Origin of the sequence: Cupriavidus sp. SS-3 (assembly GCF_035818815.1) — a bacterium.
In the GTDB taxonomy this organism is placed as follows: domain Bacteria; phylum Pseudomonadota; class Gammaproteobacteria; order Burkholderiales; family Burkholderiaceae; genus Cupriavidus; species Cupriavidus taiwanensis_C.
Genome location: NZ_JAYLVT010000013.1, coordinates 92,035 through 118,396 on the forward strand (window position 1 = coordinate 92,035; position 26,362 = coordinate 118,396).

At 68.9% G+C, this 26,362-nt stretch carries 26 protein-coding genes; 15 read left to right on the forward strand and 11 right to left on the reverse strand.

The window, feature by feature from the left end:
- Positions 1-22: 22 nt before the first annotated feature.
- The 5 genes from U9J39_RS20245 (at position 23) to U9J39_RS20265 (ending at position 4,707) form a co-directional block, all read left to right on the forward strand.
- A complete protein-coding gene (locus U9J39_RS20245; protein ID WP_116313480.1) occupies positions 23-727 on the forward strand; it encodes a glutathione S-transferase N-terminal domain-containing protein in 705 nt (234 codons plus the stop codon).
- Between the two features lie 141 nt (positions 728-868).
- Positions 869-2,209, forward strand: coding sequence for a PQQ-dependent sugar dehydrogenase (locus U9J39_RS20250; protein ID WP_115712312.1), 1,341 nt, complete (start codon positions 869-871; stop codon positions 2,207-2,209).
- A gap of 81 nt (positions 2,210-2,290) precedes the next feature.
- Complete coding sequence (locus tag U9J39_RS20255; protein WP_326347876.1) at positions 2,291-3,139, forward strand: EamA family transporter; 849 nt, start codon at positions 2,291-2,293, stop codon at positions 3,137-3,139.
- Between the two features lie 170 nt (positions 3,140-3,309).
- The gene (locus U9J39_RS20260) at positions 3,310-4,134 is read left to right on the forward strand and encodes a class I SAM-dependent methyltransferase (RefSeq protein WP_115712316.1); all 825 of its coding nucleotides are present in this window, start codon (positions 3,310-3,312) and stop codon (positions 4,132-4,134) included.
- Positions 4,135-4,335: 201 nt separating this feature from the next.
- Positions 4,336-4,707 (forward strand): hypothetical protein, encoded by a 372-nt coding sequence (locus U9J39_RS20265; RefSeq protein ID WP_115712318.1) that lies wholly within the window; start codon positions 4,336-4,338, stop codon positions 4,705-4,707.
- A 76-nt stretch (positions 4,708-4,783) separates the two neighbouring features.
- On the opposite strand, the gene U9J39_RS20270 is transcribed toward U9J39_RS20265, so the two are convergent.
- On the reverse strand, positions 4,784-5,194 hold the full coding sequence (locus tag U9J39_RS20270) for a type II toxin-antitoxin system VapC family toxin (protein WP_116313482.1): 411 nt from the start codon (positions 5,192-5,194) through the stop codon (positions 4,784-4,786).
- The gene (gene vapB / locus U9J39_RS20275) at positions 5,194-5,430 is read right to left on the reverse strand and encodes a type II toxin-antitoxin system VapB family antitoxin (RefSeq protein ID WP_115681774.1); all 237 of its coding nucleotides are present in this window, start codon (positions 5,428-5,430) and stop codon (positions 5,194-5,196) included. The genes U9J39_RS20270 and vapB overlap by 1 nt, the downstream gene beginning before the upstream one ends.
- A gap of 135 nt (positions 5,431-5,565) precedes the next feature.
- Here vapB and U9J39_RS20280 point away from each other — a divergent pair, with 135 nt between their 5' ends.
- On the forward strand, positions 5,566-6,426 hold the full coding sequence (locus U9J39_RS20280; RefSeq protein WP_116313483.1) for a LysR family transcriptional regulator: 861 nt from the start codon (positions 5,566-5,568) through the stop codon (positions 6,424-6,426).
- A gap of 24 nt (positions 6,427-6,450) precedes the next feature.
- Here the strand turns inward: U9J39_RS20280 and U9J39_RS20285 are convergent, their stop codons facing one another.
- Positions 6,451-6,696 carry a hypothetical protein gene (locus tag U9J39_RS20285; protein WP_115712324.1) on the reverse strand — a complete coding sequence of 82 codons (246 nt, stop codon included), beginning with the start codon at positions 6,694-6,696 and terminating at the stop codon, positions 6,451-6,453.
- 232 nt (positions 6,697-6,928) lie between these two features.
- Between U9J39_RS20285 and U9J39_RS20290 the strand changes: the two genes are divergently transcribed.
- From U9J39_RS20290 to U9J39_RS20325, 8 genes are all read left to right on the forward strand, one after another.
- On the forward strand, positions 6,929-8,086 hold the full coding sequence (locus U9J39_RS20290; RefSeq protein WP_111520052.1) for an acyl-CoA dehydrogenase family protein: 1,158 nt from the start codon (positions 6,929-6,931) through the stop codon (positions 8,084-8,086).
- 374 nt (positions 8,087-8,460) lie between these two features.
- Positions 8,461-9,819 carry a TolC family protein gene (locus U9J39_RS20295; protein ID WP_442784911.1) on the forward strand — a complete coding sequence of 453 codons (1,359 nt, stop codon included), beginning with the start codon at positions 8,461-8,463 and terminating at the stop codon, positions 9,817-9,819.
- A 54-nt stretch (positions 9,820-9,873) separates the two neighbouring features.
- Positions 9,874-11,067 (forward strand): efflux RND transporter periplasmic adaptor subunit, encoded by a 1,194-nt coding sequence (locus U9J39_RS20300; RefSeq protein WP_326347878.1) that lies wholly within the window; start codon positions 9,874-9,876, stop codon positions 11,065-11,067.
- A 13-nt stretch (positions 11,068-11,080) separates the two neighbouring features.
- Complete coding sequence (locus tag U9J39_RS20305; RefSeq protein ID WP_326347879.1) at positions 11,081-14,203, forward strand: efflux RND transporter permease subunit; 3,123 nt, start codon at positions 11,081-11,083, stop codon at positions 14,201-14,203.
- 311 nt (positions 14,204-14,514) lie between these two features.
- Positions 14,515-15,123 (forward strand): hypothetical protein, encoded by a 609-nt coding sequence (locus U9J39_RS20310; RefSeq protein ID WP_115712331.1) that lies wholly within the window; start codon positions 14,515-14,517, stop codon positions 15,121-15,123.
- A 101-nt stretch (positions 15,124-15,224) separates the two neighbouring features.
- The gene (locus U9J39_RS20315) at positions 15,225-15,428 is read left to right on the forward strand and encodes a CsbD family protein (protein ID WP_115681766.1); all 204 of its coding nucleotides are present in this window, start codon (positions 15,225-15,227) and stop codon (positions 15,426-15,428) included.
- Positions 15,429-15,610: 182 nt separating this feature from the next.
- Positions 15,611-16,396 carry a GntR family transcriptional regulator gene (locus tag U9J39_RS20320; RefSeq protein ID WP_326347880.1) on the forward strand — a complete coding sequence of 262 codons (786 nt, stop codon included), beginning with the start codon at positions 15,611-15,613 and terminating at the stop codon, positions 16,394-16,396.
- 59 nt (positions 16,397-16,455) lie between these two features.
- Positions 16,456-18,000, forward strand: a complete 1,545-nt coding sequence (locus U9J39_RS20325; protein ID WP_326347915.1) for an acetolactate synthase large subunit — start codon at positions 16,456-16,458, stop codon at positions 17,998-18,000.
- A gap of 13 nt (positions 18,001-18,013) precedes the next feature.
- Here U9J39_RS20325 and U9J39_RS20330 read toward each other — a convergent pair whose 3' ends face one another.
- Positions 18,014-18,424, reverse strand: a complete 411-nt coding sequence (locus tag U9J39_RS20330; RefSeq protein WP_116313488.1) for a hypothetical protein — start codon at positions 18,422-18,424, stop codon at positions 18,014-18,016.
- A 184-nt stretch (positions 18,425-18,608) separates the two neighbouring features.
- Here U9J39_RS20330 and yddG point away from each other — a divergent pair, with 184 nt between their 5' ends.
- Positions 18,609-19,532 (forward strand): aromatic amino acid DMT transporter YddG, encoded by a 924-nt coding sequence (gene yddG, locus U9J39_RS20335; RefSeq protein ID WP_115681757.1) that lies wholly within the window; start codon positions 18,609-18,611, stop codon positions 19,530-19,532.
- Positions 19,533-19,602: 70 nt separating this feature from the next.
- Here yddG and U9J39_RS20340 read toward each other — a convergent pair whose 3' ends face one another.
- From U9J39_RS20340 to U9J39_RS20370, 7 genes are all read right to left on the reverse strand, one after another.
- A complete protein-coding gene (locus tag U9J39_RS20340; protein ID WP_326347881.1) occupies positions 19,603-19,986 on the reverse strand; it encodes a response regulator transcription factor in 384 nt (127 codons plus the stop codon).
- Between the two features lie 67 nt (positions 19,987-20,053).
- Positions 20,054-21,160, reverse strand: a complete 1,107-nt coding sequence (locus U9J39_RS20345) for a porin (RefSeq protein WP_326347882.1) — start codon at positions 21,158-21,160, stop codon at positions 20,054-20,056.
- The gene (locus U9J39_RS20350) at positions 21,147-21,425 is read right to left on the reverse strand and encodes a XapX domain-containing protein (protein WP_115681754.1); all 279 of its coding nucleotides are present in this window, start codon (positions 21,423-21,425) and stop codon (positions 21,147-21,149) included. Before U9J39_RS20350 ends, U9J39_RS20345 begins: the two co-directional genes overlap by 14 nt.
- Positions 21,426-21,454: 29 nt before the next feature.
- Positions 21,455-23,086, reverse strand: coding sequence for an MFS transporter (locus U9J39_RS20355; protein WP_326347883.1), 1,632 nt, complete (start codon positions 23,084-23,086; stop codon positions 21,455-21,457).
- 5 nt (positions 23,087-23,091) lie between these two features.
- On the reverse strand, positions 23,092-23,556 hold the full coding sequence (locus tag U9J39_RS20360; RefSeq protein ID WP_115712343.1) for a DoxX family protein: 465 nt from the start codon (positions 23,554-23,556) through the stop codon (positions 23,092-23,094).
- 39 nt (positions 23,557-23,595) lie between these two features.
- The gene (locus tag U9J39_RS20365) at positions 23,596-25,533 is read right to left on the reverse strand and encodes an amidohydrolase (protein WP_115681752.1); all 1,938 of its coding nucleotides are present in this window, start codon (positions 25,531-25,533) and stop codon (positions 23,596-23,598) included.
- 4 nt (positions 25,534-25,537) lie between these two features.
- Positions 25,538-26,359, reverse strand: a complete 822-nt coding sequence (locus tag U9J39_RS20370; protein ID WP_115712344.1) for an alpha/beta fold hydrolase — start codon at positions 26,357-26,359, stop codon at positions 25,538-25,540.
- Between the last annotated feature and the right edge of the window lie 3 nt (positions 26,360-26,362).

Here is a 26,362-nt window from a genome sequence, read left to right on the forward strand (position 1 = left end):
AGCGCCTGAACCAGGAGCCCGTGTGCCCGATCTGTCCGCTTTTCCCATCACCCGCAAATGGCCGGCACGGCATCCCGACCGCATCCAGCTCTATTCGCTGCCCACGCCCAACGGCGTCAAGGTGTCGATCATGCTGGAGGAAACCGGGCTGCCGTACGAGCCGCACCTGGTGCGCTTCGACACCGATGACCAGTTGTCGCCGGAATTCCTGTCGCTGAACCCGAACAACAAGATCCCGGCCATCCTCGACCCCCACGGCCCTGGCGACAAGCCGCTGGCGCTGTTCGAGTCGGGCGCGATCCTGCTGTACCTGGCCGACAAGTCGGGCAAGTTGATCCCCGCCGATCCGGCGCGCCGCTACGAGACCATCCAGTGGGTGATGTTCCAGATGGGCGGCATCGGCCCGATGTTCGGCCAGCTGGGCTTCTTCCACAAGTTTGCCGGCAAGGACTACGAGGACAAGCGCCCGCGCGACCGCTACGTGGCGGAAAGCCGGCGCCTGCTCCAGGTGCTGGAGCAGCGCCTGGAAGGCCGCGCCTGGATCATGGGCGACGAGTACACCATCGCCGACATCGCCACCTTGCCGTGGGTGCGCAACCTGGTCGGCTTCTACGAGGCGGGCGACCTGGTCGGCTTCAAGGACTTCGTCAATGTGCGGCGCGTGCTGGATGCGTTCGTGCAGCGTGCGGCGGTGGTGAAGGGACTGGATACGCCGCATCGGGGCTGAGCGCGCCGGGGCAGGGCCGCGCCCGGGGTGGGGCATCGTCCTGCATGGTGGCTTCCGCGGCGCCTACAGAGCGCCGGTCGCGCTACGTCCTATAGTCCAGGCACAGGCGCGCGGCCTTGCGTGGCCTGAGGAGCCCGGACCATGCCGATGCCCACCCCCTTGCGCCTGTTGCGCACCGCCATGCTGGCGGGCGCCGTGCCCGTGATCGCCACGCTCGCCGCCTGCGGCGAATCCGCCAAGCTGCCGTCCGAAGCCGGCTTCGGACCCACGCCGCAGCTGCCGCCGCCGCACGAGACCGCCATTCCCACCGTCAAGATCGCTCCGGCCATCGGCTGGGCCTCGGGCCAGCGTCCGATGCCGGCCGAAGGCATGGCGGTGACGGCCTTTGCCGACCAGCTGGACCATCCGCGCTGGGTCTATGTGCTGCCCAACGGCGACGTGCTGGTGGCCGAGAGCAATGCCCCGCCCAAGCCCGACGACGGCAAGGGCATCAAGGGCTGGATCATGAAGATGGTGATGAAGCGCGCCGGCGCCGGCACGCCCAGCGCCAACCGCATCACGCTGCTGCGCGACAGCAACGGCGACGGCGTCGCCGACCAGCGCTCGGTGTTCCTGAAGGATGTGAATTCGCCCTTCGGCATGGCGCTGGTCGGCAATGACTTCTACGTGGCCGCCACCGATGCGCTGCTGCGCTTCCCCTACCAGCCCGGCCAGACCGAAATCAGCGCCGCGCCGCAGAAGGTGGTCGACCTGCCCGGCGGACCGCTCAACCATCACTGGACCAAGAGCCTGATCGCCAGCCGCGATGGCAGCAAGCTGTATGTGACGGTGGGCTCGAACAGCAACGTGGGCGAGAACGGCATGGACAAGGAAGTCGGCCGCGCCGCGATCTGGGAGGTCGACCGCAGGACCGGCACGCACCGCATCTTCGCCAGCGGCCTGCGCAATCCCAACGGCATGGCGTGGGAGCCGGTCACCGGCATGCTGTGGACCGCCGTCAACGAGCGCGACGAGATCGGCAGCGACCTGGTGCCGGACTACATCACCTCGGTGCGCGACGGCGGCTTCTACGGCTGGCCCTACAGCTACTACGGCCAGCACGTGGACCAGCGCGTGAAGCCGCCGGCACCGGACCTGGTGGCCAGGGCGATCGTGCCCGACTACGCCGTGGGCGCGCACACCGCCGCGCTCGGCCTGGCCGCGGCCAGCGGCAACAGCTTGCCGGCGCGCTTCAGCGAAGGCATGTTCGTCGGCCTGCATGGTTCGTGGAACCGGCGCCCGCTGGCGGGCTACAAGGTGATCTTCGTGCCGTTCAGCCAGGGCCGGCCGCAGGGCGCGCCGTTCGACGTGCTGACCGGGTTTGTCGACGACGACGGCAAGGCGCGCGGGCGCCCGGTGGGCGTGGCGATCGACCAGCGCGGCGGCCTGCTGGTGGCCGACGATGTCGGCAATACGGTCTGGCGGGTCAGCGGCGCCAGATAGTCGGGCCGCGGCGCGGCACGCCGGCGCGGCTAGAATGGCGCGATCCCGCGCTGCCTGCCGGCGCCGACTTCGCTGCCGCCCATGTCGCTCACCGTCTTCGCCGTCGTCCTGCTTGCCGCCTTCCTGCATGCCGCGTGGAATGCCGTGGTCAAGGGCGGCGGCGACAAGCTGCTGTCCACCGTGATGGTGGCGGTCACGGCTGGCCTGATGGCCGCGCTGGCGCTGCCGGCGCTGCCGCAGCCGGCGGCCGTCAGCTGGCCCTTCATCGCCGCGTCGGTGGGCGTGCACGTGGTGTACTTCGCGCTGGTGGCGCGGATCTACCGCAGCGCCGACATGAGCCTGACCTACCCGCTGATGCGCGGCTGCGCGCCCTTGCTGGTGGCGCTGGCCAGCGTGGGCTGGCTGGGCGAGCACCTGTCGTCGCTGGCATGGGGCGGCATCGCCGTGATCAGCCTGGGCATCCTGGCCATGGCCGGCGGCGCACGCGGCCACCGTGGCCTCCCGGGTAGCCGCGAGGGCGTGTGGCTGGCGCTGCTGAACGCGCTGGTGATCGCCACTTATACGCTGATCGATGGCACCGGCGTACGCCGCTCCGGCGCGCCGGTAGCCTATGCCTTCTGGATCTTCGTGCTTACCGCGGTGCCGCTGGCGGCGTGGGCACTGGCGACGCGCCGGCGGCAACTGGCCGGCTACGTGCGCCGCAACCTGGTGTTCGCGCTGGTGGGCGGGGGCGGCACGCTGGCGTCCTACGGGCTGTCGCTGTGGGCAATGACGCGCGCGCCGGTGGCGCCGGTGGCCGCCTTGCGCGAATCTTCGATCCTGTTTGGCGCGCTGATCTCCGCGCTGCTGCTCAAGGAGCACGTCGGCGCCGCGCGACTCGGCGCGGCCTGCCTGATCGCCGCCGGCGTGGCCACGCTGCGCTTCGCCTGAACGGGTGAAGCCCGGTTCCGGGTGCTCGCCTGAGCGCCTGGCTGCTGCCTGTGCGCGGCGCTGTCTATACTTGGCTTGACCGGGTTCTCAGGACGCATCAGTGCTGCGTCCGCACACCAACATCACCAACACACGCCCGCCCGTCTGGACATCGTCGCCGAGGAGTAGGCATGGACCACACCGCAGATTCGTTTCGCGCCTTTGAGCTGGCTGGCTGGGAAGACCCGGAAGTCGTCAGCCGGTACCAGGAGCACCTGTCGCACGTGACCCGGCAATCGGTCGAGGCCCTGCTGGACGCCGCGCATGTAGCCGGCGGGCAGCGCGTGCTCGATGTCGCGTCCGGCTCCGGCTACGTCGCGGCCGGGGCGGTGCAGCGCGGCGCCGAGTCGGTCGGCATCGATTTCGCGCAGGCGCAGGTGCAACTGGCGCGCAAGCTGCATCCCGAGGTCCAGTATCAGCAGGCCGACGCGCAGGCGCTGCCGTTCGACGATGCCAGCTTCGACGCCGTGGTCAACGGCTTTGGCCTGTGCCATATGTCCGACCCGGACGCGGCGCTGGCCGAGGCCTTCCGGGTCCTGCGCCCGGGCGGGCGCATCGCCTTCACGGTATGGGATACGCCCGAGCGCGCGGTCGGCTTCGGCGCGGTCTATGCCGCGATCCGCGCCTATGGCTCGATGGATGTCGATATCCCGGTCGGGCCGAACTTCTTCCTGTTCAGCGATCCTGGCCATTGCCGCAGCGCGTTGCAGCAGGCCGGCTTTGTCATGCCGACCTGCCGCAGCGTGCCGCAGGTCTGGCGCTTCTCCACGCCCGACCAGCTGTTCGACGCGCTCGCCCAGGGCACCGTGCGGGCAGCCGCCACGCTGCGCGCGCAGACCCCCAAGGCGCGCGACGAAATCCGCGCCGTGCTGCGCGGCACCGTTGCCGGGTACATGCGCGGGAGCGGCTTCGAGGTGCCGATGCCGGCGGTGCTGGCGGCGGCGGTCAAGCCCTGAGGCGGCACGGGATTGTCGGGTCTCCGCCGACACCGGCGCCGCTAGCGTCGGCCAGACCCCACCACTCCATCCCGGGAAAGTGCAGCAATCCCCGCTGTAGCCGGCATTAGTCCGGTGGCACGGTCGTTGCGGAATGGACCGCGAGCGCGGCGCCGCGGCTCGTTGTGCCACCCGCCAGCAATGGCTTCCCGGAGAGTCCCGATGAATACCCGATCCCCATGCCAGAACGGGCAGGCCGCGTCGCGCCCGTCCGCCATCCGACACCGTTCGCGCCAGGCCATGGCGCTGCTGCGTGTGCTGGGCCTATGCCTCAACAGCGTCGCCTGCGCGCAGTCCGAGGCGCCGCAGGCCGCCACGGCGCCCGCCGTGCAGGCAGTGACACCGGAGCGCAAGTTTGCGCCCGGCTACCTGGAGGCCGTTGCCACCGGCTATGACAATGGCCTGGCGTGGCAGGAGCCGGAAGGCATCGCCCCGTTGCGGCCGCCGCGCGAGGCGCGCGGTGTGCTGGCGGCGCAGACCGGCGCGGTGCCGGTTGCCATGCCGGCGGGAGTCCGGCCGCAGCCGGTGCGCTGAAGCTGGACCGGGGGCCGTCAGCGATCAGGAAGTGGTGTGGGATATTGGTGCTGCGCCAGCGTCGCCGGTTTTCCCGTCAGGCGCCCTGGCCCTCGGTCCAGTCTTCGACGCGCAACCCCGGGTATGCCGTAAAGTCGCGGACGTTGCGCGTGACCACGGTCAGCCCTTCGGCAATGGCATGGGCCGCAATCAGCTTGTCCAGCGCGTCGGCCTTGCGTTCGCGCGTGGCGGCACGGACCGGACCATAAGCGCGCGCCGCCGCGGCATTCAGCGGCAGCACCGGCACGCGCCCGATCAGCGCCTGCAAGGCGCGCCGGGCTCGCTGCGGATCCCGCGACACGGTAACGCCGAACTCCAGTTCGGCCAGGCTGATGGCGGACAACACCACGTCACCCTCGAAGCACCGGGCAAGGCGTTCGGCAACCCGGGGCGGCTGGTTCTTCATCAGGTAGATGCACATATTGGTGTCGAACATATACCTGGCCATCAGAACCCCTCCCGCTCGGACTGGGCCTGGTCTTCGCGCCCTGGCGCCATGAAGTCGTCCGGGAAGTCGGCGAACACATCGAGCAGTCCGGTCAGGCGCCGTCGCGCGGGCCGGATGCGCAGCTCGTCGCCGATCCGCTCAATTTCAAATTGCATGTCGGTGTCGGGATAGGCCAGTTCCGCGGGTATGCGCACCGCCTGGGAATTACCGTTGCGGAAGATACGGGTGAAAGGCATTGAGAGTTCCATGTACATCCCTGTATGTACAAAGCATAGCACCATGACAGCAGAAGTACATCCTTGTGTGTATGGGCTGATTCTCAATCGGCTACTGTCTACAATGCGCCACGTCGTCCCGGATCCCTTGCCACCATGGATATCGAACTCGCCCGCACCTTCCTGCAAGTCGTGCGCGACGGCAGCCTGCTGGCCGCCGCCGACAAGCTGCATGTCACCCAGACTGCCGTCACCGCGCGCATCAAGAGCCTGGAGGCGCAGCTGAACTGCCGCCTGTTCGAGCGCAACAAGGCCGGGGCGCGGCTGACGCCGGACGGGCAGCGTTTCCTCGGCTATGCCAGCCAGCTGGTGCAGACCTGGGAGGCGGCGTGCCGCGAGCTGCCGTTGCCGGCGGGGCTGGCCAGCCTGTTCCGCTATGGCACCGAGATCAGCCTGGGGAATCCGCTGGTGCTGCTGTGGGCGACGCGCCTGCGCCAGCGCATGCCGGCGCAGGCGGTGCGGGCGGAAGTGGGCGAGGGGGCTGAGCTGCAGCGCAGGCTGCAGTCGGGCGCGCTCGATGCCGCGCTGGTGTACCAGCCGGAATACGCGCCCGGCATGCACGTTGAAGCGCTGATGGAAGAGAAGCTGGTGCTGATCCGCTCGACGCAGCGCGACGGCGGCTATGTCTATGTCGACTGGGGCCCCGAGTTCCGCCGCCAGCATGACAGCGCGCTGCCGGAGCATGCGCGCGCGTCGCTGTACTTCAACCTGGGGCCGCTGGCGTTGCAGTACATCCTGCAGTACGGCGGCAGCGGTTATTTCCGCACGCGCGTGGTGCAGAGCTACCTGGACAGCGGGGCCTTGGCGCGCGTCGCCGGCGCGCCGGAGTTTTCGTATCCCGTGTTCCTGGTTTGCGCCGAAGCGCCCGCGGGCCCGGCGCGCGAAGCCGTGGATATCCTGCGCGAGATCGTGCGGGAAGAATCCGATTGGTCGCAGCGCTGGGACTTCCCGCAATAGGGCTCAGGGGTTGCCGCCCGGCAATCAGATTCGCACCGGCACCAGCTGACCCGAAGGTGCGGGCACGGCCACCAGGCGCCACTGGCGCACGCGCCGCGTCCGGCCGCCGCCACCCCGGCGTGGCGGGCGCGGTTCCAGGCCGGCAAAGCGTCCGTGCAACTGCGCGCGCGCAAACACGGGTTCCGGCACCCGCGTGCCGATCAGCCACGTGACGCTCCCCCCCAACGCCACCAGCCCCAGCGCAAGCCCTATCCAGAGGATGGCTTCCATGTTCCCGCTCCGTCGAATCGTTGTCTGTGGTTCCAGTATTGGCACAAAGCGTGCCGACGGGTAAATGAAAGTTATTTGCGCTTCATATCAATAAAATTGCACTCAACGGGCTTTTCGCTGCGGGCGGGGCGGTCCGCCGACGGTAAGAAAAATCATCTGTTCCGACGAATCTCCCGGGCGTGGCTCGGCCGACACTGGCCCGGTCAATGTCAAAACCCCCTGGAGACCCCCGATGCAACGCCTGATCTTCGAAGCCGAACACGACGCCTTCCGCGAATCCGCCCGCCGCTTCTACCAGCGCGAGGTCGGCCCGCACGGCGAGCGCTGGCGCGAACAGGGTTGCGTGGACCGCGAGGTGTTCCGCAAGGCCGGCGAGCAGGGCTACCTGCTGATGTGGGCCGACGAGCAATACGGCGGCGCCGGTGTGCAGGACTTCCGCTACGAGCAGATCCTGATCGAGGAAAATGCGCGCCACGGCGACTCCGGCTTCTTCGGCACGCTGCACTCGCGCCTGGTGGCGCCCTACATCGGCCGCATCGGCAATGAAGAGCAGCGCCAGCGCCTGCTGCCCGCGGCCGCGCGCGGCGAGTCGATCTTCGCCGTGGCCATGACCGAGCCCCAGACCGGCTCCGACCTGGCCGGCATCCGCACCCGCGCCGAGGACCATGGCGACCACTGGGTGCTGAACGGCGCCAAGACCTATATCTCGAACGGCCAGCTGGCCGACGTGGTGGTCGTGGTGGCCCGCACCGACCCGGAGCGCAGCCATGGCCTGACGCTGTTCATCGTCGAACGCGGCATGCCCGGCTTCGAGCGCGGGCGCAAGCTGCGCAAGCTGGGCCTGCACTCGCAGGACACCTCGGAGCTGTTCTTCGACAACGTCAAGGTGCCCAAGGCCAACGTGCTGGGCGAGCCGGGCCAGGCCTTCCGCTACCTGACGCGCCACCTGGCCGAGGAGCGCCTGATCGGCGCCTGCGGCTACATGGCGTCGGCGCAGGTGGCCTTCGACATCACGCTGGACTACGTGCGCGAGCGCAAGGCCTTCGGGCGCGCCATCGGCACGTTCCAGAACTCGCGCTTCAAGCTGGCCGAATTGCGCGCGCAGCTGGATGCGCTGCAGACCTTTGTCGACCAGTGCGTGCTGCAACACAATGCCGGCACGCTGACGGTGGAGACGGCTGCATCGGCCAAGCTGCTGACCTCGGAGCTGCAGGGACGCATGGTCGACGAGGGCGTGCAGCTGCACGGCGGCGCCGGCTATATGGAGGAGTACCGCATCTGCCGCATGTATGCCGATGCGCGTATCTCGCGCATCTATGCCGGCAGCAGCGAGATCATGAAGGAGATCATCGGCCGCGGCCTGGGGCTGGATGACCGGGTGAAGGCATAAACGCATTCAGGACAGATCCGACGGCACGGCCGGCAACGGCCGTGCCGTTTGTCGTTTTTGGCGAATGGTCAGGGTTTTCGCGTACCTAAAGGCTTTTGTCAGGCGAATGAAAGCCGTTTGTAAAGCGGTTCGGTTTGAATGCGGGCGGGAGATCGTGTCCGGGTGGCGTAGACAGCATCAGGACAGCGGGCGAGGGCGCACCAAGACAGCCACGCCGCGCAACCGCATCGCGGACGGTGGCGCAGGATGATTTTTTGCGCTGGCGGTGAACCGTTGGGCGGGCACGGTCGTTTAACCGCAGACCGTTTTCGAACCGAGCCTGACTGACCGTGCCTTTTGCCTTATCCCGTATTGCCGCAGGTTCCCTGCTGGTATTGGCGGCCGTAGCGAGCCTGGCTGCCGAACGTCCCACCGATCCGCAAGCTTCCGCAAACTCCGCGGATTCCACCCAAGCCGCACCGGCCGATGGCCCGTGCGCGCCGCCACCCGCTGGTGCTGCGCTGACCCTGGCCCAGGTGCGCCTTGACGCGTTGCGCTGCAACCGCACCATCATCGCCGCGCGCCGTGGCGTGGAAGCCAGCCAGGCCGATGTCCAGATCGCGTCGCAGCGCCCCAATCCCGTGCTGAGCCTGGGCGTGGAGAACATCAACCCGCATGCCGGCGTCGGCGCGGGCAACCTGCGCAGCAAGACGGTGGATTCCACGGTGCGCGTGGACCAGCTGATCGAGACGGCCAACAAGGGCAACCTGCGCGTCGACGCCGCGCGCAAGGCCAGCGCCGCCGCCGGCGAAGTGGTGCAGGCCGTGGTGGCGCAACAGGCCGGCATGGTGGAGCAGGCCTACTTCGATGCCCTGGCCAGCCAGGAACGCGTCGCCGTGCTGCGCGAAACGCTGGCGCTGTACGAGCGCACCCGCCAGGCCAGCGAGACGCGCCTCCGGGCCGGCGACGTGGCGCGCGCCGACGTGACCAAGCTGCAGCTGGACGCGCTGCGCGCGCAGAGCGATATGCGCCAGGCCATCACCGACCATTACCGCGACAAGGCCCTGCTGGCGCAGGCGATGGGCGTGCCCGGCACGCTTGCCGACAACCGGCTGGTGGCTGACTGGCCGGCGCTCGATGCCGCCGTGCCGCCGCCGGACGCCGATACGCTGCAGCGCCGCCCCGACGTGACTGCCGCCGAGGCGCGCCTGGCCGCCGCCGCGGCGTCGCGCGACCTGGCGCGAGCCGGTCGCGTGCCCGACGTGACCATCGGCGCGCAGGCCGAGCACTATCCGACCTCGCCAAGCAACAACTATGGCTCCGGCAACAGCTTCGGCGTGTTCCTGTCGATCCCGCTGCCGGTGCGCCACAGCAACGGCGGCGAGGCGCGCCGCGCCGAGGTCGATTACTACGCCGCGCTCGACGACCGCAACCGCGTGATGCTGGAAGCCGGCAACGAGATCGACCGGCTGCGCAGCCAGTTGGAAACCGCGCGCCAGTCGCTGCGGCAGATGCGTGATGAAGTGCTGCCCGCCGCGGAAAGCGTTGCTGGCAGCGCGGAGTTCGCCTACAGCAAGGGCGCCACCGGTGTGCTCGATTTGCTCGATGCGCGCCGCGCGCTGCGCCAGACCCGGCTCGATGCGGTGGCGGCGCAGGGCGAATACGCCAAGGCACTGTCGGCGTACCGCGCTGCGCTGCAGACTTCGACCACCGCGGCGCCGGCCCGCACTGCCGCCACGCCCGCGCGTCCCTGAACCGCCGTTCCCGCGATCCCCTTCATGTCTTTCCTGTCACGCATGTCCCGTCGCATGTCATTCCCCAGCGCCGCCTTGCCGGCCCGCATTTCCGCCCTGTTGGCGATGTCGTTGTGCGCGCTCGCGCTGGCCGCTTGCGGCAAATCCGAAGCCCCCAAGGCCGATGATGATCCCAAGGTCAGCGGCAACACCATCCAGTTCCCCGCCAGCGTGAAGACGCTACCCGGCATCGCCGGCGAGGCCGCCACCACCGGCGGCGAGCGCATGCTGAGCCTGCCCGGCCGGCTAGTGTGGAACGAAGACAAGACCGTGCGTGTGGCGACGCCGTTTGCAGGGCGCGTGACCGAGGTGCTGGTGCAGCCCGGCGCCACCGTCAAGGCCGGCCAGCCGCTGGCGATGCTGACCTCGCCGGATTTCGGCGTGGCCCAGGCCGATGCGCGCAAGGCTGCCGCCGACAGCGCGGTCGCGGCCAAGGCGCTGGCGCGCCAGCGCGAGCTGTATGGCGCCGGCATCATCGCGCAGAAAGAACTGGAGCAGGCCCAGGCCGATGCCGCGCGTGCCGCGGCGGACCTGCAGCGCACCCGGGCGGCGCTGAGCCAGTACGGCGCGGCCGCGGCAGGCCCGGATGGCGTCAACCAGCGCTTCGCGCTGCGCAGCCCGATCGACGGCCTGGTGGTCGAGCGCAACATCAACCTCGGCATGGAGCTGCGCCCCGACCAGCCTCCCGCCGCGCCGCTGTTCCTGGTGACCGACCCGACCACGCTGTGGGCGCAGGTCGATGCGGGCGAGGCCGACCTGAAGCTGTTCAGGCCCGGCGTCGACGTGCAGCTGACCACCGCCGCCTGGCCCGGCGAGACCTTTGCCGGCACCGTGGTCAAGATTGCCGACTATGTCGATCCGACCGCGCGCAGCATCAAGGTGCGGCTGAACGTGCCCAATCCCGAACGCCGCCTGAAGGCGGAGATGTTCGTTACCGCCAGGCTGCCGGCGGCATCGTTCAAAGGCATCGCGGTGCCGTCCAAGGCGGTGTTCCTGGCCGACAACCGCAACTATGTGTTCGTGCGTACCGCGCCCAATACCTTCGAGCGTCGCCAGGTGCGCGTGGGCGTGACGCTGCCCGGCACCACCGAACTGCTCGAGGGCGTGAAGGACGGCGAGACCGTGGTCAGCGAAGGCAACCTCTACCTGCAGGACATCCTGCGCGATGCCACCGCGGTCAACGCGGCGCGCGCGGCGGAAAAACGTTGAGGACGATCGCCACATGATTTCGCGTATCGTCAGCTTTGCCCTGCACCAGAAGCTCTTTGTCTGGCTGGGCCTGATCCTCTTCGTCGGTGGCGGCATCGCCGCGTTCAAGAACCTGCCGATCGAAGCCTTCCCGGATGTCTCCGACATCCAGGTCAACGTCATCACGCTGTACCCGGGCCGCGCCGCCGAAGAGGTGGAGCGCCAGGTCACGATCCCGATCGAGACCGCGCTGGCCGGCACGCCCAACGCGGTGCGGGTGTTCTCGCACACGCAGTTCGGCCTGTCGTTCATGATGGTGACCTTCAACGACAAGGCGACCGACGTGGCCGCGCGCCAGCAGATCCTGGAGCGCCTGCGCAGCGTTGACCTGCCCGACGGCGTGCATCCGGACCTGGCGCCGCTGTCCACTGCGATCGGCGAGATCTACCGCTTCCGCCTGACCGGCAAGGGCTATACGCCGCAGGAGCTGCGCACGCTGCAGGACTGGGTGGTCGAGAAAAACCTGCGCCAGGTGCCGGGCGTGGCCGACCTGGTGACCATCGGCGGCACCATCAAGCAGTATGAGGTCAACCCCAACCTCGCGCGCATGCGCGACGCCAAGATCTCGCTGTCGCAGCTGTTCACCGCGCTGCAGCGCGCCAACTCGAATGCCGGCGGCGGCGCGGTCGCGCACGGGCGGCAGCAGTTCCTGCTGCGCTCGCTGGGCAGCTTCCGCACCTCGGCCGATATCGCCAACGTGGTGGTGGCCGAGAACAACGGCACCCCGATCCTGGTCAAGGACATCGCCGAGGTGCGCGTCGGCAGCGCGCCGCCGCAGGGCCTGATGGGGCAGGACGACGAAGAGGATATCGTCTCGGGCATCGTGGTGATGCGCAAGGGCGAGAACCCGTCGCTGGTGCTGGAGGCGCTGAAGCAGAAGATCGATCTGCTGGACGACCAGATCCTGCCCAAGGGCGTGAAGATCGTGCCGTACTACGACCGCTCCACGCTGATCGACAAGACCCTGCATACGGTGTTCGGCAACCTGGTCGAGGGCGCGCTGCTGGTGATGGCGGTGCTGTACCTGTTCCTGGCCAACGTGCGCGCCGCGGCGATCGTGGCGCTGATCATTCCGCTGGCGCTGCTGTCCACCTTCATCGGCCTGACCTGGGTCGGGATTCCGGCCAACCTGCTGTCGCTGGGCGCGATGGACTTCGGCATCATCGTCGACGGCGCGGTGATCGTGGTCGAGAACATCTTCAAGCGCCTGGGCGAGCTCAAGGCGCAGCAGATCCAGGACAGCCGCGCGCGGCTGCATGCGATCCTGCAGGCCACCACCGAGGTGGGCCGCCCGACCGTGTTCTCGATGGTCATCATCATCGCGGCGCACATCCCGATCTTTACGCTGCAGCGGCACGAGGGCAAGATCTTCGCGCCGATGGCGTACACGGTGACGGGCGCGCTGATCGGTTCGCTGATCCTGTCGCTGACGCTGGTGCCGCTGCTGTGCCACCTGCTGCTCAGGAAGAACATCGCGCACGACGACAACTTCCTGGTGCGCCACTGCAAGCGGCTCTACGAACCGATGCTGGCCTGGGCGCTGGACCACAAGAAGCTGGTGGTGGGCGCGGCGCTGGGCTTGCTGGTGGTGACCGTGGGGGCGGGCAAGTTCCTCGGCAGCGAGTTCCTGCCCGAGCTGGACGAGGGCTCGATGTGGGTCAGCTTCGACCTGCCGGCCTCGGTCTCGATCGACGAGGCGCGCGACCAGGCGCGGCGGCTGCGCAGCGTGATCCGCCGGACGCCGGAGGTCAATACCACCATCTCCAAGGTGGGCCGCCCCGACGACGGCACCGATCCCAAGCTGATCAACACCGTCGAGATCCTGGTCGACCTCAAGCCCGAGAAGCAGTGGCGCCCCGGCCTGGACAAGCGCGCCATCATCGGCGAGATCGACCGCAACCTGCGCCGGCTGCCCGGCATCGAGCCCAATTTCTCGCAGCCGGTGCGCGACAACATCCTCGAGAGCATCTCGCAGATCAAGGGCCAGATCGTGATCAAGGTGCAGAGCGACAGCCTCGAGCAGAACAAGAAGGTGGCCGACCAGATCCTGGCCAACGTGCAGTCGGTCAAGGGCGTGATGCGCGCCTTTATCGACCGCGACGGCGAGCTGCCGCAGTACGTGCTGGAATTCGACCGCGCCCAGGCCGCGCGCTACGGCATCAACGTGGCCGACGTGCAGGACCTGATGGAAACCGCGCTGGCCGGCAAGGCCGCGACCGAGCTGTGGGAGGGCGAGAAGCACTTCAGCGTGGCGGTGCGCCTGAAGCCGTCGGAACGCGCGCTGCCCAACCTGCCCAATATCTTCATGCAGACCGCCGACGGCGCGCAGGTGCCGCTGTCGCAGCTGGTGAGCTTCCGCGCGGCCTCCGGCGCCATGAACATCAGCCGCGAGAACGGCCAGCGCACCACCTCGATCGGCATCTTCATCCATGACCGCGACATGGGCAGCGTGGTCAAGGACATGCAGAAGCTGGTGGCAAAGAATGTCAGGGCCGACGACGTCAAGATCAGCTGGTCGGGCGAGTTCGAGAACCAGGAGCGCGCCATGGCGCGGCTGTCGATCGTGGTGCCGCTGTCGGTGCTGGTGATCTTCCTGCTGCTGTTCAATGCGTTCAAGTCGTTCAAGAGCGCCACGCTGATCATCTCGAATATCCCGTTCGCGCTGATCGGCGGCGTGTTTGCGCTGCTGCTGACCGGCATCCCGCTGTCGGTGTCGGCGGCGATCGGCTTTATCGCGCTGTTCGGCCAGGCGGTGCTCAACGGTGTGGTGATGGTGACCTACTTCAACCAGCTGCGCGAAGAGGGCATGCCGGTGCGCCAGGCCGTGCTGACCGGGTCGATGGACCGGTTGCGCACGGTGCTGATGACGGCGCTGCTGGCTATGCTGGGCCTGTTCCCGATGGCGGTCTCGCGCGCCATCGGCTCGGAGACGCAGCGTCCGCTGGCCATCGTGATCATCGGCGGGCTGATCACCGCGACCGTGCTGACGCTGATCGTGCTGCCGACGCTCTATGAATGGATGGTGGGCCGGAACTGGCCGGACGAGGAGGGCGCGGCGCCCGACGAGAACCGGATCACGCCTTCGATTTCAGGCTGATGACAGCGCCGCGCGAGAGCCCTTGCCTCGCGCAGCCTGTCTGGCATCGCAGACATGGCGATGCGCGGCGCCGCCCCGCAGTGGGCGGCGTTTTTCATGGCGAGGCGCAATCCACAAGCCCGGCGCAAGCCGGTATCGCCAGGCATGTGCAGCGCGCGAATCTATGTCGGAATAGTCTGACGTTCCTTTCGGAGCCGAACGCCTGCTGACCCCATCCCCCCGGGCCTACTCTGTACATACGGCATGGCCAGCAGCATAGCCGCCGGCCTCTCATGCGTACCCTTACGCAATCACCCGGAAAGGAGCTCGACATGATGAAGAAATGGCTGACCGCAGCAGTGTGTTCGATGATGGTTGCCGCCCCGGCAGGCTTTGCCCTGGCGCAGACGACGGCACCGGCAACGACGGCCGGAACGGCTGCAACCGGCGCAAGGGCCGACTATGACGCCGCGGTGAAGCAGGCCGACGCGGACTACAAGGCTGCCTCCGCCAAGTGCGACGGCATGAAGGACAACGCCAAGGACGTCTGCAAGGCCGAGGCCAAGCGCGACCGCGATGTTGCCAAGGCCCAGGCCGAGGCCCGCCGCGACGGCACGCAAAAGTCCATGGCCAAGGCCGAGAAGACCAAGGCCGACCGCGACTATGACGTCGCCAAGGAAATGTGCGACGACAAGAAGGGCAACGACAAGGACGTCTGCAAGAAGGACGCCAAGGCCGCACATGAAAAAGCCCTGACCGCCGCCAAGGTCGACAAGGCCGCCGCGACCGGTTCGCGCGCCGACGTGGCGGAAGCCCGCGCCGATGCGAAGAAGGACACCACCGACGCCGCCTACAAGGCCGACAAGGAACGCTGCGACGCACTGTCCGGCGAGTCCAAGGACAAGTGCCAGGCCGACGTGAAGGCCAAGTACGGCAAGTAAGCCGCTTCAGCACGGCCTGCCCCGCGGGGGCGGGTCGTACACCGCACCACTCGCAAGGGGACGCTGCCGCGCCCCCTTGCCATGACATCAAGGAGCAAGCGATGAACTGGGATCAGATCGAAGGCAAGTGGGAACAAGCCAAGGGCAAGGTCAAGGAGAAGTGGGGCAAGCTGACCGACGACGACATCACGCAGATCAACGGCAAGCGCGACCAGCTCGCCGGCCGCATCCAGGAGCGCTATGGCTACACCAAGGAGCAGGCCGAGGAAGAGATGAAGGCATGGGAACGGGATGTGCGGTGGTAAGACGCCGTACAACGGTCTTGCAAAGCGCCTGCGGGCGCTTTTTTTTGGGGCCAGACGGCTCAAAAGCCAAAGGAGCCAAGGTAAACCCTAGTAGTCTACATATATAGACTTTTTATACTGTCCCCCCACCACCCGCCGGCATCCGCCGGCGCCGCAATCTGCCCGGCACCGGGCTCCCGTCCATGCCGGAACCTCTTTCCAGCGAACTGCTGTCCCGCAGCCGCCAGCCGGTCTACCTGCAGCTGGCCACCATCTTTCGCCGCCAGATCGAAAGCGGCGCGTGGCGCCAGGGGGCGCGCATACCGTCGCTGGAGCAGCTGTGCCGCCAGTACGGCGTGGCGCGCATGACCATGCACCATGCGCTGTCGATGCTCGACGAAGAAGGGCTGCTGGAGCGCTCGCGCGGGCGCGGCACCTTCGTCAAGGCGCCGTGCCAGGCGCGGCGTCAGGTGTCGCTGTCGACCAGCTGGGACGAGGCCGTCGCCGTCGGCGCGCAGCTCGATACCGAAGCCATGGTCGAGTCGGCCGGCAAGGTGCCGCTGCCCGAGGATCTGGGCATGCCCTGCAGCGGCGCACGCGCACCGGCCTACCACTTCCTGCGCCGGCTGCACCGCCTCGACGGAAGCCCCTTCGCCGTGGGCGAGGTCTATATCGACGCGGATGTGTTCGCGCGCGACCCCGAGGCCTTCCGCCACGGCGCGTCGGTGCCGGTGCTCGACCGCTTTCCCGGCCTGTCGGTCAGCACGGCGCGGCAGCGGCTGTCGATCGTCGCGGCCGGCGCCGAATCGGCGGCCGCGCTGGCACTGGCGGTGGGTGCGCCGGTGGCCGAGCTGCGCCGCTTTGCCTGCGTGCCGTCGGCCACCGCGGCGGGCGCCGAGCGCATCGTCTATTTCGCCCGCATTGAATTCCCGACCGAGTTCGTCTGCCTGGATTTCGACCTGCTGGCCGCGCGCCCGCATCCGGCATGACTGACCGGCCCCAAGCCAACCCTCCAACCACCGGACCCCTGATGGACAACGCACAACCGATGAACGGCGCCGAGAGCCTGGTCAAGACCCTGCTGGCCAATGGCGTGGACACCTGCTTTGCCAACCCCGGCACCAGCGAGATGCATTTCGTCGCGGCGCTGGACCGCATTCCCGGCATGCGCTGCGTGCTGGGGCTGTTCGAGGGCGTGGTCACCGGCGCGGCCGACGGCTACGCGCGCATGGCCGGCAAGCCCGCCGCCACGCTGCTGCATTGCGGCCCCGGGCTGGCCAACGGGCTGGCCAACCTGCACAACGCGCGCCGCGCGCAGACGCCGGTGGTCAACCTCATCGGCGACCAGGCCACCTATCACCGGCCGCTGGACGCGCCGCTCACCGCCGATACCGAAGGCTGGGCCCGGCCGGTCTCGGTGTGGACGCGCACCGCCACGCGGGCGGCTTCGGTGGGGGCCGATGCCTCGGCCGCGGTGCAGGCTGCCTGCACCGCGCCGGGCGGCGTCGCCAGCCTGATCCTGCCGTCCGACGTGTGCTGGGATGCGGGCGGCGTGGTGGCGGCACCGTTGCCTCCGCTGCCGGTTCCCAGGGTCTCGCCGGACGCCGTGCAGCAGGCTGCGCGCGTGCTGCGCTCGGGCCAGCCGACGCTGATCGTGCTGGCCGGCAGCGCGCTGCGCGAGGCGCCGCTTGCCGACGCGCACCGCATTGCCGCAGCCACCGGCGCGCGGCTGATTTCGCCCATGTCCAATGCGCGCGTGGCGCGCGGGCGCGGGCGCCTGGCGCTGGACCGCGTGCCGTATTCCGGCGATGCCGCGCGCGACAAGCTGGCCGGCATCCGCAACGTGATCCTGGTCGGCGCGCCGGCACCGGTGACCTTCTTCGCCTACCCGGGCAAGTCGCCGCGCCCGTATCCGGAGGACGCCGCGGTGCATGTGCTGGCCCGCCCGGAAGAAGACCTGGCCGAAGCGCTGGCGCGGCTGGCCGATGCACTCGGCGCGCGCCAGGCGCAACTGCCCGCCGCCGCCGCGCCCGCGCCGGTGGAGCCCGCGCGCGGCGCGGTCACCTCCGAGGCGGTGGCGCGCACGCTCACCGCGCTGCTGCCCGAGCAGGCCATCGTGGTGGAAGAGAGCGTCAGCTTCGGCCGTGCGTTCTATCCCGGCACGGTGCACGCGGCACCGCACGACTGGCTGCAGCTGACCGGCGGCGCCATCGGCGCTGGCCTGCCGCTGGCGCTCGGCGCGGCCGTCGCGGCGCCCGGCCGGCGCGTGGTGGCGCTGCAGGCCGACGGCTCGGCCATGTACACCCTGCAATCGCTGTGGACCATGGCGCGCGAACAGCTCGACGTGACCGTGGTGGTGCTGGCCAACCGCAAGTACGCCATCCTGCTGGGCGAACTGGCCGGCGTCGGCGCCAACCCGGGCAAGACCGCGCTGGACATGCTCGACATCGGCAACCCGGACCTGGACTGGGTCAAGCTGGCCGGCGGCATGGGCGTGGAAGGCGCGCAGGCCACCGACATGGAGCGCTTTGCCGACCTGTTCCGCATGGCCAATGCGCGCAAGGGGCCGTTCGTGATCGAGCTGGTGATCTAGTCAGTCGCGCGTTTCAGTCGGTCAGGTCCGGCCACCCCGGCGCCTCGTTGGCGCCGGGCAGTTGCTGCACCACGTATTCATGCAGGCGCGAAAGCTCCAGCGCGATGCCCTCCGGAAAACCCTGCCGCCCGCCGCGCTTGTCGATCAGCAGCTCGACCAGGAAGGCATGCAGCGCGGCCGGATTGGCGGACAGCGCCGCCAGCTGGTTGCCGATGCGCGGATAGCGGCGGCACAGCACCAGCGGGCGCGCCCCGGCCGGCAGCGACACCAGCCAGCGCATGGCCACGTCCGAGAGCGCCGCATCCTCTGGCGACGGCGCACGCCGCAGCTCGCTCCAGTCCGGCGCGGCCTGCACCGGCGGCTCGCCGTCCAGGATCTTCTTGGCTTCCTCGACGGTGACGAATTCAAAAGAGAGGGGTTCCATGCCGGCTCCGGGGGGCAGACCAACGCGCGACGCGGGTCTCTTGCTGCATTCTAGCGGGGTACGTGATCGAGTCTGGCGTTTTGCGGCGACCTGCGGGCAGGCCGATCGGGATCGATGTGCCGGCGCGGGTCGAGTAAAGTATGGCCCCGTCCGCTCTCATCGATAGCTAAAACAAATGGCAGGCATGCAAAGAAAACAGGCAACGCTGGTCGGGCTCGTCGCGGTGCTCCTGTGGAGCTCGATTGTCGGCCTGATCCGCGGCGTCAGCGAGAGCTTCGGCGCGACGGGCGGTGCCGCGCTGATGTACACGGTTGCCTCCGTGCTGCTGTGGGTCTCGGTGGGCCACGTCCGGCTGCGGGCATTGCCCCGCGCCTACCTGGTCTGGGGCAGCGTGCTGTTCGTGTCGTACGAGCTGTGCCTGTCGCTATCGATCGGCTACGCCAACAGCGGCAGGCAGGCGATCGAAGTAGCCATGGTCAACTACCTGTGGCCCAGCTTCACCTTGCTGGCCGCCATCCTGTTCAACCGGCAGCGGGCCGGCTGGCTGATCGTGCCGGGATTGCTGGTGGCTATCCTGGGGATCTGCCAGGTACTGGGCGGCGATCAGGGACTGGATGTGGCGGGCATGGCGGCCAACGTGCGCGACAACCCGCTCAGCTACGGACTGGCCTTCGCGGGCGCGGTCATCTGGGCCGGCTATTGCACCGTCACGGCCCGCATCGCCCAGGGCAAGAACGCCGTCACGCTGTTCTTCATGCTGACCGCGCTCGCGTTGTGGGCCAAGTACCTGTTCACCGGCGGCGAAGCGATGGCGTTCAGCGTTGCGGGCGTGGTCTACCTGGCCCTGGCGGCCTGCGCGATGGGCTTCGGTTATGCGGCGTGGAACGTCGGCATCCTGCACGGCAACGTGACCGTGCTCGCCGGTGCATCGTATTTCATTCCGGTGCTGTCGGCCGCCCTGGCCGCGGCGCTGCTGCATGCGCCGCTGTCCTTCGCGTTCTGGAAGGGGGCGGCGATGGTGGTCGCGGGGTCCATCCTTTGCTGGCTCGCCACGCACGGCAGGGGCGAGCGCGCCGCGACAGCCGCTGGATCCAGCCAGGCGACATAGCGTAGCGGGGCACCGGCACCACCAGGATGGCTGCCGGAGCAGCGATGGCGCATCGAGATGCGTGAGCGGCCTACCGCGTGTGGCCCGGCAGCCCCAGCGCGTGCTCGATACACCGGATGATCTCGGTATCCTCGAACGGCTTGCCGATAAAGCACGCCGCCCCTGCCGCCTGCGCGCGCGCTTCATAGCCCTGCTTGTCGAAGGCCGTCATGAAGATCACCGGCATGCGCAGGCCGCGCGCGCGCAGCGCGGCGCAGAGCGCGAAGCCGTTCATGCCCGGCATCTGCACGTCCGCGATCACGCAGTCGATGCCGTCGAGCGACGGCGACGCCAGCAGCTCCGCCGCGCCGGGGTAGAGCTCCACGGCCAGGTCGAAGGCGCGCAGCAGCCGCCCCATGGCCTGCCGCACGGCGGCGTCGTCGTCGACGATGGCAATCACGGGCGTGGCATTCACGCGAACTCCTCGAACAGGCGTGCGCGGTGGCAGGGGTCACGCACGCCCCCTTGCTGCGTGGGCGGCACTAGAAGGTGTGCCGCAGCCCCAGCGCAAACGTCTGCGGATCGGCGCCGGCGCGGACGCCGAGATCGTTGATGGCGAAGTCGTAGATCGCGTTGTCGGCATTGTCGATGCGGCTGTAGTAGGCATACAGCGCGGTGCGCCGCGACAGCGGATAGTCGTAGCCGACCGTGAACTGCGTGGCGTGGGTTTGCGCGCCGCTGCGGAAGAAGCCGATGGTATCCGTCGACGATCCGGTGCCGTTCGCCGCATAGGCCACGCCGATGCGCACGCTGCCGGTCCCGATCTGCTGCACCAGCGAGGCGTAGTACGCATTGCGCTGCAGGTCGCCGGTATCGGTGCGGTAGTGCAGGTGTTCGACCACCGCGGCCAGGCGCGTGCCGGGCAGCAGCTGCCACGCCACGCCGGCCTTGAGTGCGTCGTCGTTGCGGCCGGCGGCCTGGTAGTGCTGGTGGCGTTCCCAGGCCAGGGTCGCGTTGAGCGGGCCGCGCTCATAGACCGCCGCCACCGAGTACAGCGCGGGATTGCGCGCGACGGTGGTCTTCTCCTCCGGCAAGCCCCAGCCCAGCCACAGGCTGACGCCGGCCCAGGGCGGCGTGCGGTACTGCACGATGTTCTTCTGGCGCCGGTCGAACGAGCTGGTGTTCTCGACATTGTCGGTGCTCGAGGCCGAGCCGTTGCCGATCAGCGCCATATAGCCGGCGGTGGTCGGATAGTACGGGTCGTAGCCCATGGTCGCCTCGGTGTAAGGCGTGTGCCAGTGGCCCAGGAACAGCAGGCCATGGCTGCCCTGCAGGCCGATGCGCGAATTGCGGCTGGCGATCTGGCCCTGGCCGGAATCGAGCGACAGTGCGCTTTCGATCTGCCACACGGCCTTGAGCGCGCCGCCCAGGTCTTCTTCGCCGCGCAGGCCGAATACCGAGCGGTTGTTGTTCAGGCGCACGACACTGCCGAGGGCGGTGCCGTCGGTCGCGGTGCTGGCACGGCTGTACTCGAGGGACGTGTTCAGGCGGCCGTAGACGGTGACGCTGCCGGCCGCCAGCGCAGGCGCGCACAGCACGGCGCAGCACGTGCCCAGCAGCGCGCAACGGGCCGGGCTAGTTCGCGGCATCGTCGGCGGGCGGCTTGCTGGCGGCGTTCAGGGTCGGACCCGGGGTTCCGGTGATCTTGGGCATGCACTCGGCGTGGAACCACGCGGCCGTCACCGGTTCGCCGGCAAGCATGCGCTTGATCGGCGGCACCACCTGTTCGCCGATCAGCATGCCAAGCAGGCCGACCAGCGCCACCACCGGCGGCGCCGGCGAGCGGACCTGCATCAGTGCGTAAATGATGCCGACGAGGATGCCGGCGGCCAGGGAGACAAGGTAGAGCTTCATGGAATCGGATTCCTGACGAGGTTGGCGAATCAGCGCGTCGCCGACGGCGCGGGCGGCAGGCCCACGCCCAGCAGGTGCCGCACGCGCGGCGGCGTCTCGCGCGCATGGAAGCGCGTGATCTCGCGCTGCAGGTCGGCATCGGCATGCGGCACGCGGCGGTGCTGGCGCAGGTGCTCGGCCCAGGATTCGACCAGGAACCATTCGGTCAGCAGTTCCGGATCGGCCGGGTCTTCCATCACGCCCCAGTTGAAGGCACCGTCGCGCAGCCGTTCTTCCGAGAGCTTGTGCACCGCGCGCAGGAAGGCATCGCGGTCTTCCGCGCGGACGCAATATTCGATCAGGATCATCACCGGTCCGCGGTCATGCGCGATCTCGTCGGCGCCCTCCGGCTCCGGCCAGTGCTGGGCCGGTGCGAGGTCTTCCTCGCCACGCGGCAGGCGCAGCCGATGCAGCAGCAGCGCCGCGGCCAGCAGCCCGCCGGCGGCGACCAGCAGCCCGCCGGAGATGCCCAGCGCCTGGGCCACGAAGCCCCACACCAGGCTGCCCGCCGCCATCGCGCCGTTGAACACCATCTGGTAGACCGCCAGCGCGCGGCCGCGCACCCAGTTGGGCAGGATCGCCTGCGCCACGCCGCCCAGCGTCGTCAGTGCGGTGATCCAGGCGGCGCCAAGGAACAGCAGCAGCGGCAGCGCCACCCACACCGGCGGCGCGATGCACAGCGCCGCCATCACCACGGCGGTGACGATGGCCGACAGCAGCACCAGGCCGTCGGCGTCGAGGCGCCGCTGCAGCCGCGGCATCACCAGCGCGCCGAGGATCGCGCCGAGGCCGACCGCGCCCAGCAGCACGCCATAGAGGCTGGCGCCGCCCTGCAGCAGCTGCTTCGCCACCAGCGGCAACAAGGCCCAGATGCTGCTGCCGAAGGCGAAGTGCACGGCCGCGCGCGCCAGCACGATATGCAGCTTGCTGTGCGCGCGGGTAAAGCGCAGCCCCGCGCGGAACGCGCCCAGGAAATGCTCGCGCAACGGGTCGGCGGCGCGCTGCGGGCGCTTCCACCACAGCAGCGCGGCGATCACGAAGACATAGCTGACCAGGTCCACGCCATAGGTCGTGGCCGCGCCGAACGCCGCCAGCAGCAGGCCGCCGGCGGCCGGGCCGATCGCGCGCGCGATATTGACGCCCAGCGCATTGAGCGCGACCGCGCGCTTGAGCTCCTGCTGCGGCACCAGTTCCGGCACGATCGATTGCCAGGTCGGGCCCATCATTGCCGCGCCGATGCCGCCGAGGAAGGCCATGCCGATCAGGATCTCGATCGTCAGCGCCTGGCGCCAGGCCAGCACCATCAGCGTGCCGCTGACCATGGCCAGCCCCACCTGCACCGCGATCAGGAAGCGCCGGCGGTCGAGGATGTCGGACAGCACGCCGGCCGGGATCGCCAGCAGGAACACCGGCAGCGTGGCCGCGGCCTGGATCGTGGCGACCGCGGCGGGCGAGGTGGAGAGGTCGGTGGCCAGCCACGCGCTGGCCACGTCGCGCATGAAGCTGCCGATGTTGCCGAGGATGGTCGCGGCCCACAGCACCGCGAAGGTGGCCTGCGCCAGCGGCGCGAAGGTGCCGCCACCGGCGGGCGTGGGCGGGGGGCGGAGTGCTTGTTCTGCCATGCGGGTCACCGGTTCGCCTGCGCAGCAAGCGTGCGCCGCGCGCGTTCGCGCAGGTCGTGCCAGGCCACCAGCAGGAAGCCGCCCACCAGTCCCAGGTGTTCGAAGAAGGCGTTGGCCATCATGAACCTGGCCTCGGGCGGTGCCTGCCAGAAGCGGTTGGCGACGAAGGTCGCGGCCAGCGTGAACGCCGCCAGCGCCAGGGCTCCCAGCCAGCGGCGCCAGCCGAGCAGGATCATGGCGCACGCGCCCAGCTCCAGCACGATGGTCGCGATCGCCATCGGCGCCGCCGGCGCCAGGCCGAAGTGCTGCATCTCGGCGATCGCGCCGCGGAAGTCGGCCAGCTTGACCAGGCCGCCCTGCAGGTAGGCCGCGCACAGCAGCAGCAGCGCGAGCCAGTGCAGCCAGCGCGGCATGGGGAGTGTGGCTGCGCCGGAGGAAGCCGGCGTCAGCGTGGTAGTCGGTTCAGGCATGGCCGGTCTCCGGGTGGGGCGTTGGGGAAGTGGCTGGGATCAGAACGCCCAGCACGAACAGCCGAGTGCGCCCCAGAAGGTGCTTTCGTCCGCGGTCGGCACGCTCGCGGTCCAGGCCCTGGCATGCGCGTGTCCGTGCACGCCGCAGCTGCTGGCGCATCCGCACGCGGTGTTCATGGCCAGCTTGCGTGCCTGCGGCCGCGGCTGGTAGCCGCCCACATGCCGCACCGGCGACCAGTCCGGCATCGCCGGCGGAATCTGCGGCGACAGCTTGCCGAAGTCGCCGTCGCCATAGACCACCTTGCCGCCGAGGATGGTCAGCACCGAGGCGATGTCCTGGATCTCGTCGCCCGGCACGCTGAAGTAATCGGCCGACAGCACCGCCAGGTCGGCAAGCTGGCCTACCTTGATCTGGCCCTTCTTGCCTACTTCGGACGAGAACCAGGTATTGGCCTCGGTCCACAGCCGCAGCGCGGTCTCGCGGTCGAGCAGGTTGGCCTGCGGGTACATCGGCATGCCGCCCACGGTCTTGCCGGTGGTCAGCCAGTACAGCGACACCCACGGGTTGTACGAGGCCACGCGCGTGGCGTCGGTGCCGGCGCCGACCTTGACGCCTTTCTCCAGCATCTTCTTCACCGGCGGCGTCGCTTCGGCCGCGCGCGCGCCGTAGCGCTCGACGAAATACTCGCCCTGGTACGCCATGCGGTGCTGCACGGCGATGCCGCCGCCCAGCGCGGCAATGCGGTCGATATTGCGGTCGGAAATGGTCTCGGCGTGGTCGAAGAACCAGTTCAGGCCATCGAACGGGACCTCTTTGGCGACCTTCTCGTAGACGTCGAGCGCGCGCGAGATGGTCTGGTCATAGGTGGCATGCATCCGCCACGGCCAGCGCTTTTCCGCCAGCAGGCGGATCACCGGCTCGAGGTCGGCTTCCATCGACGGCGCCATCTCGGGGCGCTCGACGCGGAAATCCTCGAAGTCGGCGGCGGTGTAGACCAGCATCTCGCCGGCGCCGTTGTGGCGGTAGAGGTCGTCGCCCTGGCCGGGCCTGACCTGGGAGCTCCAGGACTTGAAGTCGTTGAGCTCTTCCTTGGGCTTCTGCGTAAACAGGTTGTAGGCGAGCCGCACCGTCAGCTGGCCTTCCTTGTGCAGTTCCTCGATGATGCTGTAGTCCTCGGGGTAGTTCTGGTAGCCGCCGCCCGCATCGATCACGCCGGTGACGCCAAGCCGGTTCACCTCGCGCATGAAATGGCGGGTCGAGTTCTTCTGGTACTCCGGCGGCAGCTTCGGGCCCTTTGCCAGCGTCGCGTACAGGATAGTCGCGTTGGGCTTGGCCAGCAGCAGGCCGGTGGGGTTGCCGCGCGCATCGCGCATGATCTCGCCGCCCGGCGGATTGGGCGTGTCCTTGTTGTAGCCCACCGCGCGCAGCGCGGCGCCGTTCAGGATGGCGCGGTCGTACAGGTGCAGGATGAACACCGGCGTATCGGGCGCCACGGCGTTCAGTTCCTCGATGGTGGGCAGGCGCTTCTCGGCGAACTGGTGCTCGGTGAAGCCGCCCACCACGCGCACCCATTGCGGCGCGGGGGTGCGCGCCACCTGGTCCTTCAGCATCCGCATCGCATCGGCCAGCGAGCGCACGCCGTCCCAGCGCAGCTCCATGTTGTAGTTCAGGCCGCCGCGGATGATATGCATGTGGCTGTCGATCAGCCCGGGAATGGCCCGCCGGCCATTCAGGTCGATGACCTTCGTCTGCGCCCCGGCCAGCTTCATGATGTCCTGGCGCGTGCCGACGCCGACAAAGCGTCCGTCGCGCACGGCCACGGCATCGGCCTGCGGGTTGGACTTGTCGAGCGTGGCGAACTTGCCGTTGACGAGGATGAGGTCGGGGGTGCCTGGTGACATGGCGAAGATCTCCGAGGAGGCGGCCGCGCCGAGCGCGGCGGCGGAGGCGATGAATTGCCGGCGGGTGACTGACATAAGCTCAGGCGTTCAGGAAGGCCAGCAGGTCGGCATTGACCTGGTCGGCGTTGATCACGCACATGCCGTGCGAAGCACCCGGGTAGACCTTCAGGGTGGCGTCCTTCACGATCTCGGCCGACAGCCGCGCCGAATTGCCGATGGGCACGATCTGGTCGTCGTCGCCATGCAGGATCAGCGTCGGCACATCGATTTTCTTCAGGTCCTCGGTGTAGTCCACCTCCGAGAATTCCCGGATGCAGGCGTACTGGCCGACGATGCCGCCGGCCATGCCCTGCGCCCAGAACGCGTCGATGGTGCCCTGCGAAACCTTGGCGCCGTCGCGGTTAAAGCCGAAGAACGGCACCGCCAGGTCCTGGTAGAACTGCGAGCGGTTGTCGGCGACGCCCTTGCGGATGCCGTCGAACACCGCCATCGGCAGGCCGTTGGGGTAGGCCGTGGTCTTCAGCATCACCGGCGGCACCGCGCCGATCAGCACCGCCTTGGCCACGCGTTTGGTGCCATGGCGGCCGATGTAGTGCGCCACCTCGCCGCCGCCGGTGGAGTGGCCCACCAGCGTCGCATCCTGCAGGTCCAGTGCATCCAGCAACGCCGCCAGGTCGTCGGCATAGGTGTCCATGTCGTTGCCCCGCGCGGGCTGGTCCGAGCGGCCATGGCCGCGGCGGTCATGGGCGATCACGCGAAAGCCCTGCTGCACCAGGAACAGCAGTTGCGCGTCCCAGGCGTCGGCATTGAGCGGCCAGCCGTGCGAGAACACGACCGGGCGGCCCGAGCCCCAGTCCTTGTAGAAGATCCGGGTACCGTCTTGGGTAGTAATAAAGCTCATGAT

What these genes read in the sequence shown, in the direction of transcription:
- U9J39_RS20250 (WP_115712312.1), top strand. Translation starts at nt 869, where the DNA reads ATGCCGATGCCCACCCCCTTGCGCCTGTTGCGCACCGCCATGCTGGCG.
- U9J39_RS20255 (WP_326347876.1), top strand. Translation starts at nt 2,291, where the DNA reads ATGTCGCTCACCGTCTTCGCCGTCGTCCTGCTTGCCGCCTTCCTGCAT.
- U9J39_RS20260 (WP_115712316.1), top strand. Translation starts at nt 3,310, where the DNA reads ATGGACCACACCGCAGATTCGTTTCGCGCCTTTGAGCTGGCTGGCTGG.
- U9J39_RS20265 (WP_115712318.1), top strand. Translation starts at nt 4,336, where the DNA reads ATGAATACCCGATCCCCATGCCAGAACGGGCAGGCCGCGTCGCGCCCG.
- U9J39_RS20270 (WP_116313482.1), bottom strand. Translation starts at nt 5,194, where the DNA reads ATGGCCAGGTATATGTTCGACACCAATATGTGCATCTACCTGATGAAG.
- vapB (WP_115681774.1), bottom strand. Translation starts at nt 5,430, where the DNA reads ATGCCTTTCACCCGTATCTTCCGCAACGGTAATTCCCAGGCGGTGCGC.
- U9J39_RS20280 (WP_116313483.1), top strand. Translation starts at nt 5,566, where the DNA reads ATGGATATCGAACTCGCCCGCACCTTCCTGCAAGTCGTGCGCGACGGC.
- U9J39_RS20285 (WP_115712324.1), bottom strand. Translation starts at nt 6,696, where the DNA reads ATGGAAGCCATCCTCTGGATAGGGCTTGCGCTGGGGCTGGTGGCGTTG.
- U9J39_RS20290 (WP_111520052.1), top strand. Translation starts at nt 6,929, where the DNA reads ATGCAACGCCTGATCTTCGAAGCCGAACACGACGCCTTCCGCGAATCC.
- U9J39_RS20300 (WP_326347878.1), top strand. Translation starts at nt 9,874, where the DNA reads ATGTCATTCCCCAGCGCCGCCTTGCCGGCCCGCATTTCCGCCCTGTTG.
- U9J39_RS20305 (WP_326347879.1), top strand. Translation starts at nt 11,081, where the DNA reads ATGATTTCGCGTATCGTCAGCTTTGCCCTGCACCAGAAGCTCTTTGTC.
- U9J39_RS20310 (WP_115712331.1), top strand. Translation starts at nt 14,515, where the DNA reads ATGATGAAGAAATGGCTGACCGCAGCAGTGTGTTCGATGATGGTTGCC.
- U9J39_RS20315 (WP_115681766.1), top strand. Translation starts at nt 15,225, where the DNA reads ATGAACTGGGATCAGATCGAAGGCAAGTGGGAACAAGCCAAGGGCAAG.
- U9J39_RS20320 (WP_326347880.1), top strand. Translation starts at nt 15,611, where the DNA reads ATGCCGGAACCTCTTTCCAGCGAACTGCTGTCCCGCAGCCGCCAGCCG.
- U9J39_RS20325 (WP_326347915.1), top strand. Translation starts at nt 16,456, where the DNA reads ATGAACGGCGCCGAGAGCCTGGTCAAGACCCTGCTGGCCAATGGCGTG.
- U9J39_RS20330 (WP_116313488.1), bottom strand. Translation starts at nt 18,424, where the DNA reads ATGGAACCCCTCTCTTTTGAATTCGTCACCGTCGAGGAAGCCAAGAAG.
- yddG (WP_115681757.1), top strand. Translation starts at nt 18,609, where the DNA reads ATGCAAAGAAAACAGGCAACGCTGGTCGGGCTCGTCGCGGTGCTCCTG.
- U9J39_RS20345 (WP_326347882.1), bottom strand. Translation starts at nt 21,160, where the DNA reads ATGCCGCGAACTAGCCCGGCCCGTTGCGCGCTGCTGGGCACGTGCTGC.
- U9J39_RS20350 (WP_115681754.1), bottom strand. Translation starts at nt 21,425, where the DNA reads ATGAAGCTCTACCTTGTCTCCCTGGCCGCCGGCATCCTCGTCGGCATC.
- U9J39_RS20355 (WP_326347883.1), bottom strand. Translation starts at nt 23,086, where the DNA reads ATGGCAGAACAAGCACTCCGCCCCCCGCCCACGCCCGCCGGTGGCGGC.
- U9J39_RS20360 (WP_115712343.1), bottom strand. Translation starts at nt 23,556, where the DNA reads ATGCCTGAACCGACTACCACGCTGACGCCGGCTTCCTCCGGCGCAGCC.
- U9J39_RS20365 (WP_115681752.1), bottom strand. Translation starts at nt 25,533, where the DNA reads ATGTCAGTCACCCGCCGGCAATTCATCGCCTCCGCCGCCGCGCTCGGC.
- U9J39_RS20370 (WP_115712344.1), bottom strand. Translation starts at nt 26,359, where the DNA reads ATGAGCTTTATTACTACCCAAGACGGTACCCGGATCTTCTACAAGGAC.